12 protein-coding genes and 1 tRNA gene are annotated in these 19348 nt (G+C 39.6%); 5 read left to right on the top strand and 8 right to left on the bottom strand.

The features are described 5' to 3' along the window. The first annotated feature begins 51 nt into the window (after positions 1 to 51). A complete protein-coding gene (locus GX437_09415; protein NLJ07874.1) occupies positions 52 to 834 on the top strand; it encodes a hypothetical protein in 783 nt (260 codons plus the stop codon). A gap of 54 nt (positions 835 to 888) precedes the next feature. Here the strand turns inward: GX437_09415 and GX437_09420 are convergent, their stop codons facing one another. From GX437_09420 to GX437_09430, 3 genes are all read right to left on the bottom strand, one after another. Beyond that, a complete protein-coding gene (locus GX437_09420; protein ID NLJ07875.1) occupies positions 889 to 3060 on the bottom strand; it encodes a T9SS type B sorting domain-containing protein in 2172 nt (723 codons plus the stop codon). Between the two features lie 91 nt (positions 3061 to 3151). Beyond that, a complete protein-coding gene (locus GX437_09425; GenBank protein NLJ07876.1) occupies positions 3152 to 5257 on the bottom strand; it encodes an OmpA family protein in 2106 nt (701 codons plus the stop codon). Next, the gene (locus GX437_09430; GenBank protein NLJ07877.1) at positions 5258 to 6280 is read right to left on the bottom strand and encodes a PorP/SprF family type IX secretion system membrane protein; all 1023 of its coding nucleotides are present in this window, start codon (positions 6278 to 6280) and stop codon (positions 5258 to 5260) included. A gap of 13 nt (positions 6281 to 6293) precedes the next feature. Between GX437_09430 and GX437_09435 the strand changes: the two genes are divergently transcribed. Together GX437_09435 and GX437_09440 are read left to right on the top strand one after the other, a co-directional pair. After that, on the top strand, positions 6294 to 10175 hold the full coding sequence (locus GX437_09435) for a PKD domain-containing protein (GenBank protein NLJ07878.1): 3882 nt from the start codon (positions 6294 to 6296) through the stop codon (positions 10173 to 10175). 28 nt (positions 10176 to 10203) lie between these two features. After that, positions 10204 to 11217: a hypothetical protein gene (locus GX437_09440; protein NLJ07879.1), complete on the top strand. Its 1014-nt coding sequence runs from the start codon at positions 10204 to 10206 to the stop codon at positions 11215 to 11217. 31 nt (positions 11218 to 11248) lie between these two features. Here the strand turns inward: GX437_09440 and GX437_09445 are convergent, their stop codons facing one another. From GX437_09445 to GX437_09465, 5 genes are all read right to left on the bottom strand, one after another. Next, positions 11249 to 12451, bottom strand: coding sequence for a T9SS type A sorting domain-containing protein (locus GX437_09445; GenBank protein ID NLJ07880.1), 1203 nt, complete (start codon positions 12449 to 12451; stop codon positions 11249 to 11251). 976 nt (positions 12452 to 13427) lie between these two features. Then, positions 13428 to 14807, bottom strand: a complete 1380-nt coding sequence (sufD, locus tag GX437_09450; GenBank protein ID NLJ07881.1) for a Fe-S cluster assembly protein SufD — start codon at positions 14805 to 14807, stop codon at positions 13428 to 13430. 9 nt (positions 14808 to 14816) lie between these two features. Next, positions 14817 to 15557, bottom strand: a complete 741-nt coding sequence (gene sufC, locus GX437_09455) for a Fe-S cluster assembly ATPase SufC (GenBank protein ID NLJ07882.1) — start codon at positions 15555 to 15557, stop codon at positions 14817 to 14819. A gap of 12 nt (positions 15558 to 15569) precedes the next feature. Next, positions 15570 to 17012, bottom strand: coding sequence for a Fe-S cluster assembly protein SufB (gene sufB, locus GX437_09460; GenBank protein NLJ07883.1), 1443 nt, complete (start codon positions 17010 to 17012; stop codon positions 15570 to 15572). 90 nt (positions 17013 to 17102) lie between these two features. Then, complete coding sequence (locus tag GX437_09465) at positions 17103 to 17957, bottom strand: bifunctional methionine sulfoxide reductase B/A protein (GenBank protein NLJ07884.1); 855 nt, start codon at positions 17955 to 17957, stop codon at positions 17103 to 17105. A gap of 323 nt (positions 17958 to 18280) precedes the next feature. Here GX437_09465 and GX437_09470 point away from each other — a divergent pair. After that, a tRNA-Met gene (locus GX437_09470) sits at positions 18281 to 18356 on the top strand. Between the two features lie 132 nt (positions 18357 to 18488). After that, positions 18489 to 19313, top strand: a complete 825-nt coding sequence (locus tag GX437_09475) for an alpha/beta hydrolase (GenBank protein NLJ07885.1) — start codon at positions 18489 to 18491, stop codon at positions 19311 to 19313. The last annotated feature ends 35 nt before the right edge of the window (positions 19314 to 19348 follow it).

Raw genomic sequence — 19348 nt, forward strand, 5'->3', positions numbered from 1 at the left:
ATGAAAATCGCATTAAAGCGAATCAAAATTTAACCCTTAAAAATTTTCACTATGAAAAAAGTTAAAAATTTATTATTCTTTTTGTCATTATTAGCCGGTCTGACCTTTGTTATCAGCAGCTGTGTTGATGAACCTGTTGTTTCAGACCTTGATGTAACCGTTACAGCTAATAAAACAATTCTGATGAATGGTGACACTTTAAAAATCACTATTGAGGCAGTAACGACCAATGATAAGATTACCAACATTACAGCCGTTAAAACCGGTGGAACTGCATTGAATGTACCTGCCATCACTGACAATAAAAACTACACCGGTGTTGCAGAATACATTGTAAATGATGCAGATGGTGATCTGGAATTTACTGTTACAGTTTCGAGTCAGGAAAATGCCACTCCCGTTGTGAAAACATTGAAAGTGAAAGTAGTTTCCGCTATTGAAGTTACACTTGGTGCTTCCGCAAGTCCGCTGCCAAGTTTCATAAATGGAACTACCCTTCAAACCTATACTGCTACTCAGGCATTTGCCAATCAGGATCAGGTTGACCTCGTTTATACCTGGAGTGATACAGAAGGAGCCATTATCGGTGCCCCTGCCGACAATGCATTTGTCCTGGCTAACTGGACCACCAAACATACCACCAAAATTGCCCGTATTTCAGAAGAATCTTTATCCGCAGTCAGTGGTGTTACCGGAACTTCAGTCAGAAATCTCGTTGTTGGGGATAAACTTGGATATATTACTGATTCAGGCACCCAGGGAATTATCATTGTAACTGCTATCGTAGTTAATAACAATGGCAATACTACCTTTAAATTTAAGGTAATCAAATAATAAATCCATAACAACTTAAAAAGGCTGTTTCTTTGATGAGGCAGCCTTTTTTTTTTACCTCAGAAGTGAAATGGTACCGTAATAATATTTGGCTATTCCATTGGTACCTTTTGCTGTTAAATGATAATAATAGATTCCATCCTGACAAGGATTTCCACTCAGGGTACCATCCCATCCTTCATTTAACCTATTGCTTTCAAATACTTTTTCTCCCCATGAGTTAAAGATAATCAATTGAAATTCAGTAATAAATGCACCAACAGACAAAAAGACCTCATTCAGATTATCTCCGTTTGGGGTAAATGAATTGGGAATGAATAAACGGAATGATGTAGGTGTACAGACAATATTAGAAGCCGATTCAAGCTGATCAGGATTTCTCATTGCAATGATACGGTAACAATAATAGTCAGCATCGAATTGTGAATGATTATCTCTGAAACTATAGTCGATGCCGGGATTGGCAGCAGGACTGACAAAGCCGATGGGAATGAACTCATTCTCACTGATGTAGGAAACACAAGCAGGACTTAAGCATGGTGCTGCTTCAACCTGATAGGATGAAACTCCCCATGGCCAGCTCTGATAAGCTGTCCATTTTAATAAGTTTAGTGCTTCATTTGTATCTGGCTGCAATAAAACAGGTTTCCCGACATTTTTTGACAAAACGATATTATTACAACTGTCAGTTAAACTGATTCTGTAGTAATAGCTTGTTTTATTTACATCGCATGAATCGTCATAAGCAGAAAATACATTGGCATTCAGAATTTTAAAAGGTTTAAAATCGTTTCCGTTTACTGATTTCTCAAGTGTAAATGATTTTACCAATCCGCTATCCGGAGGTAGCCACTCAATAAGCGGTTTCTGATCGATGATGGTAGCCCTGACAATTTCATTCTGATGAGTTTTGCCCGGAATTTTCAGAGTTTTAATGATTTCTGCTGTACAACCCTTGTCAGAGGTTGCCTGATGAATGACAGGATATTCTCCCGGACTCAGATACAGGAAATTAGGGTCCTTGTTCTGAGAAGTAACATTACCGTAACCGAAATCCCAAAACCAGGAAACAATCTGATAGCCCGGCTTTATGGTGCATTTTGAGTAAAAACGTATTTCTTTTTCGGGGCATAGCGTAGAGTAGGTGAAATCCATAACAGGGTCAGGATAAACTATTACTTTTTTCTCCGTTGAATCACTGCATTTTTTATCTGAAATAGCAATAAGCCTTATGGTAAATACTGAATCGAAATAATAAGTGTGTGTCGGCAGGGGATCGGGGCAGGTGGTATAGTCGCCCCAATTCCAGTTGTAATAAATGATCCCATCCGAAATGGTTGTTTCGTTGGAAAATGAAAAATAATTACCGCTCAGGCATTGGGCAGTATCACTTGTTATTTTGAATTTTGCTCTGGGAGCGGGATGAATTTTTATCGTCCGGGATACAATGTTAGTACATCCGGAATCATTCACCGCTATCAACATGACAACCTTAACTCCATCATTATCATAATGATGCATTACGACACTGTCTTTGGTATAGCAGACCTTATCATCCCCGAAATGCCAGTAATACTGCAGATTTTTCTGCCTGACTTTAAAAATGAAAAGATTGTCATTTTCGCATTGAATGGTATCGTTAACAGTAAAATAAGCATCAGGCGAAGGCCTTACCGAAAAATATTTTTTAATGCTGTCGCGGCAATGATGTGATGTGATGACATATAAATCAATTTCATAAATGCCAGGTTCAGGTAATTTCGGTGAATATGTTTTCTTGTTAAAGAAGGTGTCATTATTAAATACCCAGTACTTATTCAGGAAAACATCACCCGAAAGTGAAGAATTATCAGTGAATACAAAATTCTGTTCATCATAGCATTGAGAATATTGATTGATGCTGAAATCTGCCACAGGCATGGGAAAAATGCTCACAATTAATACAATAATACTATCACAGCCGTCATACTTCTGAAGTGTATCGTAATAAATTCCTGATAAAGAGTATGTTGAGTTATTAAAAATATAATTTCCGCACGAACTGGCAAAAATACTGTCAAAAACCGCTTCGCAAGGAGGAGGGGACTGAGACTCAGAAAAAGTTTGCCGACTATAATTTTCAGGATGTATTTTTTCCTCCGGAATAGAAGATGCATTTGCAATGAACAAAGCCCCTGTCAGCAACAGAATTGAAATAAATACCTTTTTTGCTTTAATGAGAGGCATGTATTTGTCGATTCAGTGAAAATTATTCATTAGTATCTGAAAATGAAAAATGTTACATCATTTTCAAAAAAAATGAACATTAACAGTCAGGTTAATCTTCATACATGAACGACTGATAATCCTGTTTGATTCCCGTTACTTTGAATTCAGTTCTTCTGTTTTTTGCCCTGCCTTCGGGATTATCGCTACCATCTTCAAATTCATTCGGAGCAACCGGCTGACTTTCCCCATATCCTCTGGCAATCAGCCTATCCGGACTTATCCCTTTCTTAATCAGGTAATTAACCACACTTTGGGCTCTTTTTTGAGAAAGCGTCATGTTGTAGCTGTCACTTCCCTTACTGTCGGTGTGAGAGCTAATTTCAACAGTAATTTCAGGATTCTCAATCATTAACTGATAAATAGTGGAATCAATGACAGCTTTTGCAGAATCTGTCAACGTATATTTGTCGAAAAGATAATAAATGTTTTTGACAATCAATGGTTTAACCGGTATTTTTCTCAGAACGAAATCATGGAAAAATGAATCAGAATGGTTAATGTTCTTTGTTGATAATGAATAATTTGACGAAAAGTACCCATTTTTGGAGGCAGTCATTTTGTAGGAATAGCCGGGTTCGAGCCTGAACAGATACATCCCTTCTGCATTGGTGATGAATGGTTTAACCAGAATTTCCTCATTTCCTGAAACGACAAACAATGATACTGTGGCACTATCGAGCAGTTTCCCTTCGGAGGGAAGTTTTTTAAAAGGTTTATCAATAAATTCTTCAATGTACAGTTCTTTGTTCAGGTTTTCAAAAGAAATCACCCTTCCCGATATTTTGAGAAATATTGATTGTTTTACTGTAAATTCATAGATATCATCACAGCAGGTAATACCTGCCATGGAAGTTCCCCCTCCTCTGTTTGAAACGATAAAGCCTTTATCGGGGTTATGTGGAAAAGTTCTGTACCAGAGGTCATCAGCGCTGCTGTTGATGGGAATACCAGCATTTTTAGGCTCTTCCCATTTCCGCAGGGCACCCACTGTACTAAAAACATCATAGCCTCCAATTCCGGCAAGGCCATCGGAACTGAAATAAAACTTATTGGTATTCAGATCGATAAAGGGAGTAGCCTCGTTCATGGGCGTGTTGATTTTACTCCCGCAGTTTTTTGGCTCAGTATATTCATTGGTTTTGGGATCAAGAATACTGTACCAGATATCGAGGCCACCTTTTCCGCCTTTTCTGTTGCTGACAAAGTAAAGTACTTCTCTGTTCTGCCTGGGTTCAAAACCTGCTGCCGGCTGTGTATTAGTTGTCCCGGGCTTATTAATCGTTTTCGGGAGCTTTACCGGAGCTGTCCAATTATTTCCGTTTTTCTCAGAATACCAGATGGAACATATTATCTGATGATTTTCATCACTTTCGCAAACAGTAAAATAAATACGGTTCCCATGCGGGCAGATATAGGGGTTACCCACATTCTTCTTCATCAGATTAAAAGAATCACTGAGCTTCATTCCACCTTTCCAGTTTCCGTTTTCTGCAATTGCCTTGTAAAAGCTGCTGTATTCAGAAAAACTTTCGCTGACTGAGCTGAAATAAACCGCACGGTCGGTTCTGACAGAAGAGTAAATAAAACTTTTTTCATCAATCGGGAAGGGAGCAAAATCAGTATGTAATTTATTGACTGTTGTATCAAGGATTCTGATTTCTGTGAGACGGGTTGTATCGTTCAATAAGTTATTCAAAATCAAATCACAACCTTCAATTTCTATTTTAGCCTGTTTTCTGAAAACTTCATTTCTGCCACCCGGCCTGACCTTTTTCCTGTAGGAAGTAAAAACCTTCCTTGCTTCCTCATATTTTCCGTTCATCTTCAATACTCTGGCATAGGAGAACATCAGTTCAGGCTTAGGATGGGGAGAAAGTTTCAGGGCTTTTTCGAAATAAATCTCAGCCAGCAAGTAATTTCTGGTTTCAAGGTAAAGATGAGCTACTTTGTTGAGATAATACCTGTTTTCAGGCTTCTTTTTAAGAAATGCTGAATATTGTTCAATAGCTGAATATTTATCACCCATCATTTCATATCGTAATCCCAGTTTTTTATTTCTGGCAGCAGAAAGTTCATCTGCTGTCTGGCTGAATGCTGAAAATATCAGAAAAAAGACAAACAGAACGGAAAAACTATATGAAATATAAATTTTCATTCAGAATCTTTCACAAGGAATTTTGTATTGATCAAAAACCTTATTAATTGCCGTGTAAATCAGCGTAATCTCAACAGCTCCCTGATAAGTAGTATATTTTCCAAGACCTGAGATATTGATGTCATAGCCAAGTCCAAGGTCAAATTTCCTGTAACTCAATCCGGTCATAAATATCAGGGCATCTACATTTCTGTCAAAGCCATTTCTGAGAAATACCCCGGTATTGATGGATTTTAAACTGTTTTTCAATTGATTGGTTTTGAAATTAAAATAAAATCCCGAAAGCATCTCAGAAGCTTTATTCATTTCAGAAAACATCCACGAAGGAGTTACAATCCATTTTTCTGATAAAGGGAAAGAAAGTCTGAAGAAAGCTGTTTTTCTGAGAGGTAAAAAATTCTGCCTGTTATTAAATGATTCCTCAGGCCTGTTGATATGGAAAAAGGCAATTCCTGCTTCAGGCCTGATATTGTGGAACGACTTATTCCAGGAAATACCAGCATTAAGATCATAATAATCAATCTTTTGGCTTAAACCCGCATCAGCTGTCGGGAAAGTCGGGTCATAATAACCTGAAATTTTATCATACTGGTCAGGAAAAGTCAGTTTGGTTAAATCATACTTTCTTATGACATATCCTGTCTGAACGCCCAGATGAAAATGGTTTTTCCCCAGATCAGGATGCCATGAGAGGTTGAGAAAATACTTTGACAGGTGATAAACATCATCACCACTGTTGTCATCAACCAGACTCAAGCCATAGCTTAACTTATTTTTTCTGAGGAACAATTGTTTATCAAATGAAAAATAATGGCTTTTAAAGGGGTATTTCAACGTAAACCATTGATTTCGATAGACATCTGCCAGTCTCCATTCCCCGGAATGATTCCCCGAAAGAGCAGGGTTAAGGGAAACAGGAGACAAAAAAAATTGGGAAAAATGAATGTCCTGAGCAAAAACATTCAATCTGGTAAATACTATAATGATGAAAAATGTGTGAAACGTTTTTGTATCAATGCTCAAAATCGTATTATCTTTGTATGCAAAGATAAACAGATACTTGCTTAGGAAATCAAATATTATATTAACATTTTCAGGTAAAAGTGTTCTGCATGTCTTATTTATCTTTATTCTCCCTTATCTGACAAAAGCTCAACCTGTTGCGGATTTTACAGCCAATATTACTATCGGGTGCAGTCCGCTGGTAGTATCTTTTACCGATAAGTCCACCGGCAATGTCAAATCATGGTATTGGGATTTCGGAAACAGCAACACTTCCACCCTCCAAAATCCGCAAACCACATACACCTCTCCCGGAAAATATACGGTAAAACTTACGGTTTCAGACGGGACAAACAATCATACGGTAACCAAAACAGATTATATCGTAGTTTTAAAAAATCCGACAGCCGGATTTTCAGTTTCCGCTGCCACGGTAGGTTGTGCACCCTTTACCGTCAGTTTTATCGACCAGTCGAATCAGGGAGATGCCATCATCTCGCAATGGATATGGGATTTCGGAGATGGAAATATCGGTACTCAGAAAAATCCGACACATACTTATTCTTCTCCCGGCAGCTATTCTGTATCCCTTCATGTGATTGACATCTACGGATGTTCGGATACAAGATTTATTACAAATTATATAAAGGTCAATAGTACTCCGAAAGCGATATTTTCAAACAGTCAGCAGAAATATTGCAAGACACCTGCTCTGGTCAGTTTTACAAATTCCTCAACAGGCAATCCCACATTAAGCTATTTATGGGATTTTGGAGATACTACCACCTCCACCGTGAAAGATCCCGTCCATAGTTACCTGTATCCGGGAACATTTTCCGTTAAACTGGTTGTTACCGATGGAAACGGGTGTAAAGATTCAATTATAAAAAACAATCAGATAGAAATTGATAATGTGAAGGCATATTTCCAGCCCGATAAGGATACCGTCTGTACTGCTACTTTTTTCAGGTTGAACAATCAGTCGCAGGGTGCAAAAAACTATTTCTGGAATTTTGGAGATGGAAACACGACCAATGTCCCCAATCCGAGTTATTTATACCTCAATCCCGGGAAATACCTGGTGTCTCTGAAGGTTACCAATGGATCCTCCTGTGTTGACAGTATGGCAAGGTATATTACTGTCGAACAGCTTACAGCAGGCTTTCTGACCTCGCTGCCCTTATACAGTTGTAAACCTCCGTTAACCGTAAGTTTTGTAAATCAGTCCGTCAATGCGGTAAAATATATCTGGGATTTCGGAGATGGCGACAGCTCGACAGATAAAAATCCTGTGCATGTTTATACCACGCCCGGGGTTTTTACCCCCAGCCTGACCGTGATAGGCGCGGGAGGTTGCGTTAAAACGGTTATTTCTGATAAAAATGTTGAAATTATCCCGCCACAGGCAGCTTTTATGGCCGATTCCATGTCGGGATGTGCCCCTCTGCATGTTACCTTTACTGACCGTTCGAATTCAAAAGAGCCTATAACTTCATGGCACTGGGATTTTGATGATGGTGATACCTCTGACCTGCAAAACCCGGCTCATGTTTTCGTTAAAGATACTACTTATGAAGTAACGCTTAAAATTACAAATTCAGCGGGATGTGTTGGCATCAGCAAACTTCATATCACTGTAGGAATCAAACCCATAGCAGGATTTTATGTCAAGCCCGACACCTCCTGTGCTGTCGATTCCGTCTGGTTTTACAGTACGTCTTATACGCCTTCAGGAAAGCCGATTGATTTCTGGCAATGGACTTTTGGAGACGGGGGCAGTGGCTCTGGAGACAGTTGCGGACATCAGCATGTAGATACCGGATTTATGAGTACTCAACTGGTGGTGGGCTATCTCGGCTGTTACGATACCATCAAAAAAGATAGTGTTACCTATATCAACGGTCCTATTTCGGTTATTTCCTTCCAGCAGGATTGTAAAAAGCCGTATGATGTAACCTTCGTCAATCATCACAAAGGCATGCATCACTGGGAAATTGATTTCGGAGACGGCCAGAAACTTACGCACCTGACCGTGGACAGTGTCTATCACAAATATACCGGAAAAGGCATGTATACTGTCAATACTGTTGCCTATAACGACTCAACCGGATGTAAATGGCCGAACACCGTTTATGTCAGTGTTCAGGAAGTGCTTGCCGATTTCAAGCCATCTGTTAAACACATTTGTGCTGAAGATTCTTTTATGTTTCTTTATACCGGAACAGGCGGAAGTATTCATACCTGGCATTTCGGAGACGGAACGGTTTCGTATGAATCTTCCCCCAAACACGCTTACCGAAAACCCGGCTATTACAAGGTTAAACTCCTTTCAAAAGAATTTGGCGGATGTGCAGACAGTATTGAAAAAACAGTCAGGGTTTACGGGATTACCTCCGATTTCAGCTGTGATACTTTTGGATGTGCTCCGTCAGCCATTCGCTTTTTCGACAAATCAGTGTCGGATACAGCCATTTATCTCTGGCGGTATTTATTTGATGACGGGCAGACTTCCTCATTGCCCAATCCTGTGCATACCTATAAAAACAAAAAATTTTATTCACCAACCCTGATTGTTGAAAATCTTGCCAACTGCAATGATACCCTTACCCTGACCGACAAAGTCATCATTGAAAGGCCTGCAGCAGGCTTTTATGCTTATGACAAACAGCTTTGCTGGCAGGATTCCGTAAAATTTTCCAACACTTCTCTTGGAACAGGATTAAAATTTTTATGGAATTTCGGGGATGGCAATACTTCTTCAATACGTGAACCGGTCCACCATTATTCTACTTCAGGAAAATTTACAATTACTCTGATGGTTACCGATCAGAACGGCTGTAAAGATACCCTTACGGCTGTCAACTACATCGAAGTTCAGGAAAAGCTGAAAACTAATTTTTATGCTGATACCATTTATGCCAATTGTTATCCGCTTCTGGTCAAATTCTATGACAGTTCAAACATTCAGGACATCCTGCTGTATGAATGGGATTTTGGCGACAAAACACCTAAATCGTACCTGAAATCTCCTGCACACAGCTATACAAAACCCGGTAAATATGATGTTTCGCTTTTCATGGTAACCAATTTTGGCTGCACAGATACCATGATAAAAAAACAATATATCGTCATCAAAGGGCCTGTAGCCGATATTGGCATTTCCCCTGATACTATCTGCAAAAACCAGTTTACCAGTCTGTTTATTACTTCAAAAAAAGATGTTTATCAGTTCGAGTGGGATTTTGGCGATGGTGTCATTGCAAAAAATGCCCCCGACTCGATCAGGCATCAGTATAAACATGCAGGAATGTTTTTCCCGAAACTCCTGTATATGGATTCTTCCAAAACCTGTGTAAAATATGCGGAAGACACTTTGTTTGTTTCGTCAGTAAACGGCTATTTTACGGTAAGTGATTCGGTGGGTATCATTCCTCTGACTGTTCAGTTTACCGGATACGGTGATCCAGGAATTATCTCGTGGTGGTATGATTTTGCCGATAGTATTACTTCCGTTTTGAAAAATCCGGAACATACCTTCAAACGTCCCGATACATTCTTTGTAAAACTGGTTGTTACCAATACACTTGGCTGTAAAGATACCTTTACAAAAATGATCATTGTGGAGCCCCTGCCACCCATTGTCGATATGCCGAAAGCCTTTACACCAAACGGAGATGGACAGAACGACAAGGTTTATGTGATGGGAGCCGGCATACGTTATGAAACACTGCTTGACTTCAGCATTTACAACAGATATGGCGAAAGAGTTTTCCATACTACTAATCCTCAGGACGGATGGGATGGCTATTACAAGGGAAAACTGCAAAACATCGATACCTATCAATATATTGTATCAGTGAGATTGTTTGACGGACAGGTTGTTACTTTAAAAGGCTTTATTGCTTTAATATTATAATTTTTTTAACCAGTAAAACTGAAAAACTATGAGAATTCTTAAAACAGTACTTTATGTAATCGTAGCAATCATTTTATTGCTTTTTATCATTTCTTTGTTTTTACCTTCTAAGTTGGTTTTTGAAAATTCAGTCAACATTTCTGCGAAAAACTCAACTGTTTATCCTTTAGTGCTGAATTATCAAAACTGGGAGAAATGGGATCCCTGGGTTAAAGCCGATAAGGATATGAAAAATACTTATACAGGTGTTCCGGGAATCGGCCATAAAAGAACATGGGAAAGCAAAAAACAGGGAAATGGCTCAATGGAAATTGTGGAAGCTGAAACAAACAAAAGGATAAAAGCTAAACTAATGTTTCAGGATTCGGGGAAACCCGCATGGGACAACTGGCAGTTTGATGAAACGCCTGAAGGGACTAAAGTTACCTGGAAAATAGAAGTGGAAACCGGATTCAATCCCATCGTTAAATATATGTTTGCCTTTACCAAAGGAAAAATGAACAAGGTCTTTAAAGATGGTCTTGACAACCTGAAAACCCTCGCAGAATCGTTACCTGAAACGCCTGAGGTCAGTGTTATTGAACAACCACTCATGCCTCAGAAATACATTGGGATCAAGAAAACGATTGGCTTTAATCCTTCTGAAATACATGCATTTATGGCCGAATCCTATCAGGCTATCATGACGTTTATTCAAAAGAATAATATTCAGTGTACGGGGCCTTTGGCAAGTTTCTATTTCAGTTATGATGAAAACATGAAAACGATGGAAGCCATGCCTGCAGTTCCCGTGCCTCTCGAAACCAATGTCAGATTGCCTGATGGTATGCAATATCATGATATAGCTCCCGGAAACTCAGTAATGGTTATTCATATCGGTGCCTATGAAGGTCTCGCATCTGCATGGAATGCTCTTGAAAAATACATTAAGGATAAAAACCTTGAAGTTAACGGAGCTCCCTTTGAAGTTTACCTCACCGATCCGAATGTGGATAAAGATACGGCTCACTGGCAGACACAGGTGGTCTTTCCCATTAAATAATTTTCTCAGTAGATTATTTATTATCTGATATTCAGGGTTTTAAAATCTTAGAATATGCTGCTGACTGGTCATTCGCTACCCTGACGATGTAAACACCTGAGGGAAATCCGGAAATGTCAATACTGATATAATCGCCAAAAGCTTCCGGATTCAGATAAAGAGTTTTTCCTGAAACACTGATGATTTCAATATGATAAACATCTATTTCAGGCAGAAACAGGTTCAGATTCTTTTCAGTGGTTGTACATTTAAGGGTAAGGGGTTTAACCTCAGAAACAGAGCTTGTATAGGGACTGAGCTTAGCCAGACCGCTTCCCCAGGTAGCAACCCAGATATTGTCGTTTTTGTCTATTTTGAGGTCAAGAAGCTGATTGGTAGGCAAAGGAGAATTCGATTTATTGTAAACCGTCCAGTTTTTACGGTCAAACATAAAAACACCGCCATTGGTAAAATCGGGATTGCTGATCCAGATATTTCCCTTTGAATCCAATTGAATGGAATTGGCACTTGCCAGGTTGGATTTTGGATAAAAATTCCAGTTTGTACCAGTAAAATAACCCAGATTGCCGGGACAAACAAACCAGAGGGTGTCGCCATTCCCCTCTTTCATGGCATAAACGGAATTGGAAGGTAGCGGAGAATTGCTTTTGTCATAAACCTTGCTTTGATTGGCCGACAACTGAATCATTCCGCTGTCTTTTGTACCGATCATTAAGTCATATCTGAACCCGGACAAACAAAGAAAAATAGTATTTTTTACAACTGAATTGGTATAATCATATTTTGACCATGCCGAGCCATTGAATTTCAGAATGAAATAGTTGGTTTTGTCGGCAATCCAGACATTCTTGGTCTTGTCAACAAACAAAGGTTCCATCCACGGAGAGCTGATCAGGGCATTGGTATAAATCTGAAAATTCCCGTTGTATTTGTATAATTCCATGTTGCTGGTCGTGAACCAGATATCACCGTCATTGTCAGCTGCAACGGCATTGACCCATGCATCATAAATATAGTTTTTGAAAGTATCACCGTCAAATTCAGTTAAGTGAGGGACATTTCCGCTGTTGTCGTAACCTGCCCACAAATGGCCGTTTTTATCAAAATCCATGGATTTTATCTTGTTCCATGGGATTTGTGAATTTGAAGGATTATAAATCTTCCACTGAGGAACCTGGTTAAACACCAGCAAAGGGATAAATATAAAAATCCCTGAAATAATATAATTTTTCATCCGCAGAAAGGTTAAATGTTGGTATCAAATATAAGGATTAAATGGCAAAATGCAATCTATTAAAATGGGGAATTGAAACATAAGGCAATATCAAAAAATAACGTCTTTCAATGTTAGACTTTTGTTACACAATATTATTCCTGACAATTTCACCCATTTACTCCCTGTTTTATTTGCTCTGCCAAGGCTAATTATAAACCCCTCAATATCTCTCAGAATTGCCTTTTTCTCAGTGTTCTGCGTGGTGAGAGGTATTTTAACCACAGAGGTCACGGAGGAGCATAGCGTTTTTTTCTCCGTGAATCTCCGTGTTCTCTGTGGTGAGATATGATTAAAATAGTGTTTTAAATTCACTTATTTAGTCATAATGTTTAGGGGGCTATATCATTTTAACCACAGAGGTCACGGAGGAGCACAGAGTTTTTGTTTATCTCCGTGAGTCTCTGTGTTCTCTGTGGTGAGATTTGATTAAATTAGTGTTTTTAAATCACTTATTTAGTCCTAATGTTTAGGGGGCTAGATCACTCCCTGTTTTATTTGCTTTGCCAAGGCTAATTACGAACCCCTCAATATCTCTCAGAATTGCCTTTTTCTCAGTGTTCTGCGTGGTGAGATGTATTTTTAACCACAGAGGTCATGGAGGAGCATAGCGTTTTTTTCTCCGTGAATCTCTGTGTTCTCTGTGGTGAGATATGATTAAATTAGTGTTTTTAATTCACTAATTTAGTCCTAATGTTTAGGGGGCTAGATCACTCCCTGTTTTATTTGTTTTTCTAAGGCTAATTACGAACCCCTCAATTTCTCTCAGAATTGCCTTTTTTCTCAGCATATCTCTGTGGTGAGATGTATTTTAACCACCGAGGTCACGGAGGAGCACAGAGTTTTTTTCTCCGTGAATCTCTGTGTTCTCTGTGGTGGATTTGATTAAATTAATGTTTTAAATCACTAATCCGGTCCGAATGTTCCGGGGAAAAGATCAATCATAACAATTTAACACACAGGTTGCACAGTGTGAAAGTTCTCCTCTCAGTCGTTTTGAAACAAGCATGGAAATACGGTCATGAAGGGCGGGAATTTCAATTTTATCAGTGATTTCACTGGTAAATGATTTCATCAGCATGATACGTGCTTCGTATTCACAAATCCCTCTCGAACGAAGATAGAAAAGTTCATCGCTTCCAAGGTACCCAACAGTAGCTCCATGGCTGCATTTAACATCGTCTGCATAAATTTCAAGCTGAGGCATGGTGTTTATTCTCGCATCATCCGTCAGCAATAATGTATTGTTTTTCTGGTAAGAGTCGATTTTTTGTGCATCTTTTCTGACCAGTATTCTTCCCCGGAAAACACCACTGGCCTTACCATCGAGAATGCCTTTAAACAGCTCGGAGCTTGAGGTTTCGGCAATATTGTGTTCAATAAATGTATTGTTGTCAACGTGTTGCTGGCGATCCATCAGGTAGAGTCCATAAACTTCTGCCCGTGCATGTCTGCCATCTAAGCTGATGGATTGATTATTACGGGTAAAACCTCCGTTGAGCGTGATGGTATTGGTTTGCACCATCGAATTGGCCTCCTGATGAACAAACAGTGAAGACACCATGGCACTTTTGTTACTCTGGTTCTGTAGTCTCAGTATCTTAACGGTAGCATTTTCACCGACATAAATTTCGGTAAGAGAATTGGTGAAGGAGGGCTGTCCGCTTAATGTATGGTCGCATAAAACAATGCTGAGGTCAGAATTTTTGCCGACTATTATCAGGTTTCTCGGCTGAATGATGGGTCTTAATAATGCATTTTCCTTTTGAGATAAAAGATTGACAAACTGAAGAGGTTTTTGTATCTTTGAATTATCCGGGAAAAAGGCAAAAATACCATCCATTGAAAAAGCAGTATTCAGCGCCACAAATGCTTCCTCATTTAATGCAAGCTTTCCGTAATATTCTGCAACAAGATCAGGATAAAGCTGAAAAGCTGCAGCAAGGCTTCCGACAATGCCCTGATGGTCGAATTTCTGAATCAATGGCAAAGAGTGAGGATACCAGCCGTTGATAGTCGCAAAATCGTAGGTATCGAGTTCGTTGATGTCGCACCTGAAAATATCTTTAATAGGTGTATTGACATCCTCAGGAGGGATAAAGGGATGAACAAGCCTCCCGATTTCTGCCATAACTTTTTGAATATCAGTAAATCGCCAAAGCTCCTGCCTGAGGTCAGGTAAGCCATTCTGATTCAGAAAGTCAATGGCTTGTTTCCTGCTCTGACGTAAAAATTCAGGACTTTCTGCATTAATGATTTTCTCATTTGTCAAAAAGTCGCTGACAAAAATTTTATCTAATGAAACAGTTTCCTGCATAATCTTCATTTATTCTTTCAACCAGTCATAACCTTTTTCTTCCAGTTCGAGAGCCAGTTCCCTGGTTCCTGATTTCACAATTTTTCCCTGATACAGAACATGAACAAAATCCGGGACAATATAATCAAGCAGTCGCTGGTAATGTGTAATCACAAGGAAAGAATTGGTTTTGTTTTTCAGCAAGTTAACTCCATTTGCCACCACTCTGAGGGCATCAATGTCAAGGCCTGAATCGGTTTCATCAAGGATAGCCAGTTCGGGTTCGAGCATGGCCATCTGAAATATTTCGTTACGTTTTTTTTCACCACCTGAAAAGCCCTCATTGACAGAGCGGTTTGTCAGTTGGGTGGTAATATCGACAACTTTCTTTTTTTCGTTCATGAGTTTAACGAATTCAGCTCCTGAGATAGGTTCCTGTCCAAAATATTTCCTCTTTTCATTGATGGCTGTGCGCATAAAATTGGTGATACTGACTCCCGGAATTTCAACCGGATATTGAAAAGCAAGGAAAATACCTTCCCATGAACGGTGTTCGGGACTCATGTCAAGCAGATTTTTGCCTTTATATAAGACCTCGCCTTGTGTAACTTCCACAAGCTCTTTCCCGGCCAAAACAGAGGCAAGTGTACTTTTCCCCGAACCATTCGGCCCCATGATGGCGTGAATTTCACCGGGTTTGATGCTTAAATTCAGCCCCTTTAATATCTCATTTCCATTAATGGATGCATTTAAATTTCTGATTTCCAACATATTATTTCGATTTTAACCCACGCTGTTTTCAAGCGTAATTGACAATAATTTTTGTGCTTCAACGGCAAATTCCATGGGTAGTTTGTTTAAAACTTCTCTGGCATATCCATTGACAATCAAAGCTACTGCATTTTCATTACTTATTCCCCGTTGATTGCAGTAAAACAACTGATCATCAGCAATTTTGGAGGTAGTAGCCTCATGTTCAACGATGGCAGTCCGGTTAGCTACATCCACATAGGGAAAGGTATGTGCCCCGCATTTGTCGCCAAGCAATAATGAATCGCATTGGGTATGATTGCGGGCATTGATGGCACTTTTCATGATCTTCACTAGTCCCCTGTAGCTGTTGTTACTTTTTCCTGCGGAGATACCTTTGCTCACAATGCGGCTACGTGTGTTTTTGCCGATGTGAATCATTTTGGTTCCTGTATCTGCCTGCTGAAAATGGTTGGTTACCGCTACTGAATAAAACTCCCCTGTGCTGTTGTCGCCAAGCAGGATAACACTCGGATATTTCCAGGTGATGGCTGAACCGGTTTCTACCTGTGTCCATGATATATGGCTGTTTTTGCCCTTGCAAATACCTCTTTTGGTCACAAAGTTATAAATGCCACCTTTTCCTTCACTATCGCCAGGGTACCAGTTCTGAACTGTGCTGTATTTCACCTCAGCATGGTCGAGTGCAACAATTTCCACTACGGCTGCATGCAACTGGTTTTCATCACGCATGGGAGCTGTACAACCTTCAAGATAGCTGACATAACTGCCTTCTTCGGCAACGATAAGAGTTCTTTCAAACTGCCCTGTTTCTGCAGCATTTATTCTGAAATAAGTCGATAACTCTATCGGGCAACGAACACCTTTGGGAATAAAGACAAAAGAACCGTCACTGAAAACTGCGGAATTCAATGCAGCATAGTAATTATCAGTTGGTGGTACGACAGACCCCAGGTATTTCCTGACCAGATCAGGATGGGTTTGCAGCGCTTCTCCTATCGAAGTGAAAATAATCCCGAGTTCATTAAGTTTTTCTTTATAGGTAGTAATTACCGAACTGCTGTCCATCACCACATCAACAGCAACTCCAGCCAGCACTTTTTGTTCTTCCAGCGGAATGCCCAGTTTGTTGAATGTTTCCAGCAGCTCCGGATCGGCTTCATCAAGGCTTTTGAGATTCTTCTTTTTGGGTGCAGCAAAGTAAGTAATATCCTGAAAATCAACAGGAGGATAAGTCAGATGTGCCCAAGCCGGTTCTTTCATTTTCTGCCAGTTTCTGAAAGCTTTCAGCCTGAACTCAAGCATAAAATCAGGCTCATTTTTTTTAGCAGAAATAAACCGGATAATCTCTTCATTCAGCCCCTTTGGTGCAAATTCCTGTTCCAGGGGGGTATAAAAGCCATATTTATATTTTTCCTCGGTTATCGAGTTAATTACCTGTTGACTGTCGTTCATCATAAATAAATTTCAATTGCAAAGTTTACAAAATGATATTCAATATAAAATAAACAAAGGGGAAAACACGACTGCCTCATACTTTTAGGTTTAAAATCGCTTTGTATAGTGGTGGCAGTAAGGAGTGCCCCCTGTTTTCTGATAATAATCCTGATGATAGTCTTCCGCTATCCAGAATTTCTCAAATTTATTAAGCTCCGTAGCTATTTTATATCCTTTCTGCCGCAGTATTTCCATCAGGGATTCAGCTATCTTTTTTTGTTGTTCATCTTTATAAAAAATGGCAGAACGATACTGATGGCCGATGTCAGGACCTTGTCCGTCCCGCTGCTCAGGGTTATGTGTTTCAAAAAACAATTTTGCCAATTCCTCATAGCTTGTTTCAGCAGGATTAAAAACGACCATAACAGCTTCTGCATGGCCGGTATTACCCTGACAAACCTGTTTATAGGTAGGATTTTGGGTATGACCACCTGTAAAACCTACCTGGGTTGAAATAACCCCCTTTGCCTTTTGAAAATAAAATTCCGTTCCCCAGAAACAACCGGAAGCAAAAACAGCCGTGTCGTAATGCCTGGAGACTTCCGTCTCCGGAATGAATCTGAGAGACAAAGAATTGACGCAATGCCGGGTATTTTTTGGGGTAAATCCCTCTCCTTCAAACACATGGCCAAGATGACCGCCACAATTGGAACAAATGATCTCTGTCCGCATACCATCCCTGTCCGGGATTCTGAGCACCGCTCCCTGTATTTCTTCATCGAAGCTGGGCCATCCGCAACCAGAGTGAAACTTGGCGGATGAATGAAACAAGGGAGCATTGCACTGCTTGCAGGCGTACAATCCCTTTTCAAAAAAATTGTCATACTCCCCTGTAAAAGGTCTTTCAGTTGCTTTATAAAGTATTACTTTTTTTTCTTCCTCAGTTAAAACATTGTATTTCATCTCTTTGGATTTAAAATATTGAATATTTGTATTTTGCCCCTTCGAGCAGGAAATTAAAATAAAGGCTAATAAAAAATATGTCAGATACGGTTTAATCATTATTTAATGAGCTACTCAATTAACAAGTTTTATGCCCCCTTGGTTCGTTTTAAAATGAGATTTGTTGCCGGCAGCATGTCGGGAAGAAATTCTGCATATCGGGATTCAGCTGAAGCAAAACTCTGCACTCATCATTAATGCAGGATACTGATCAGGATTTAAAAAAATTTTTCTCAGAGTAAGCTGATAATCAAAAATAATGTATATTTGCACCTGAATTTTATTGCGGGGTGGAGCAGCTGGTAGCTCGTTGGGCTCATAACCCAAAGGTCAGAGGTTCGAATCCTCTCCCCGCTACCACGTAACCCTGCTTTTTGCAGGGTTTTTTATTTCCACTCATTTATTCCCATGATTAAAATTACTGAGGTTCATTCAGTGTTTGATGAATTTCCTTAATTTTACCCCATCATCAGAAAGTTAAAATATTGAAAAATGAAGGCTTTTTTTATCACTTTAATTTCATTTCTGGTCATTAATTCAGTGTTTGCATTAAATCCTGTAAGAGAATATCCGGTTACCCCGGCCGACTATGGCATGGATTACAACAACATCAGAGTGAAGACTTCAGATAATATGATGCTGCAGGTATGGTTTTTCAAGGCAACCGACAAACTGTCGAGAAAAGTAATCATTTTAAGCGATGACGGAGACGGGAATATGGCCGACCTTATTGAATATGCCAGTAATTTCCTGTCGCTGGGCTACAACGTAGTAACCTATGATTACCGTGGATACGGGAAAAGCGATGATTTCCCCATAAACAATAATTTTTTCATGTACAGCCAGTTTCAAAAAGATCTGGAAGGCGTGCTCGACTGGGTAAAACGCGATTATCCTTCTCTGAAAACCATTCATTTATTTGGTTTGGGAATTGGGGGAGGTTTATCAATAGGTATTGGTTGTAACAGGGCTGAAATCAGTCGTATTATTGCTGATTCACCTTATTCCACCTTTGAACTTACAGAAAAACGATATATGGATGTTTACGGGCAGAAGGTAATGATGCCGCTTGGGTATGATAAGACCTTCCTTGAACCCTATTACGCAATGAGTGAAAAAGGTTCTGGCCTTCAGGGGATTTTGCTGATCTGCGGGGCAGATGATAAAATTTTTACCCCGACCGACATGAAAGAGCTTTACAAGCTGAAAAAAAGCATCACTTCCATTTACACGGTTGCCGGAGCCACCTCAAAAACCACCTATACGACCAGCAAACAGGCTTATTTTGCCGAAATTAAAAAATTTCTTGGTCAATAAAATTATTTAATGGTGTTTACATACCCTGTAATAAG

It is taken from the genome of Sphingobacteriales bacterium, assembly GCA_012517435.1.
Classification (GTDB): Bacteria; Bacteroidota; Bacteroidia; order CAILMK01; family JAAYUY01; genus JAAYUY01.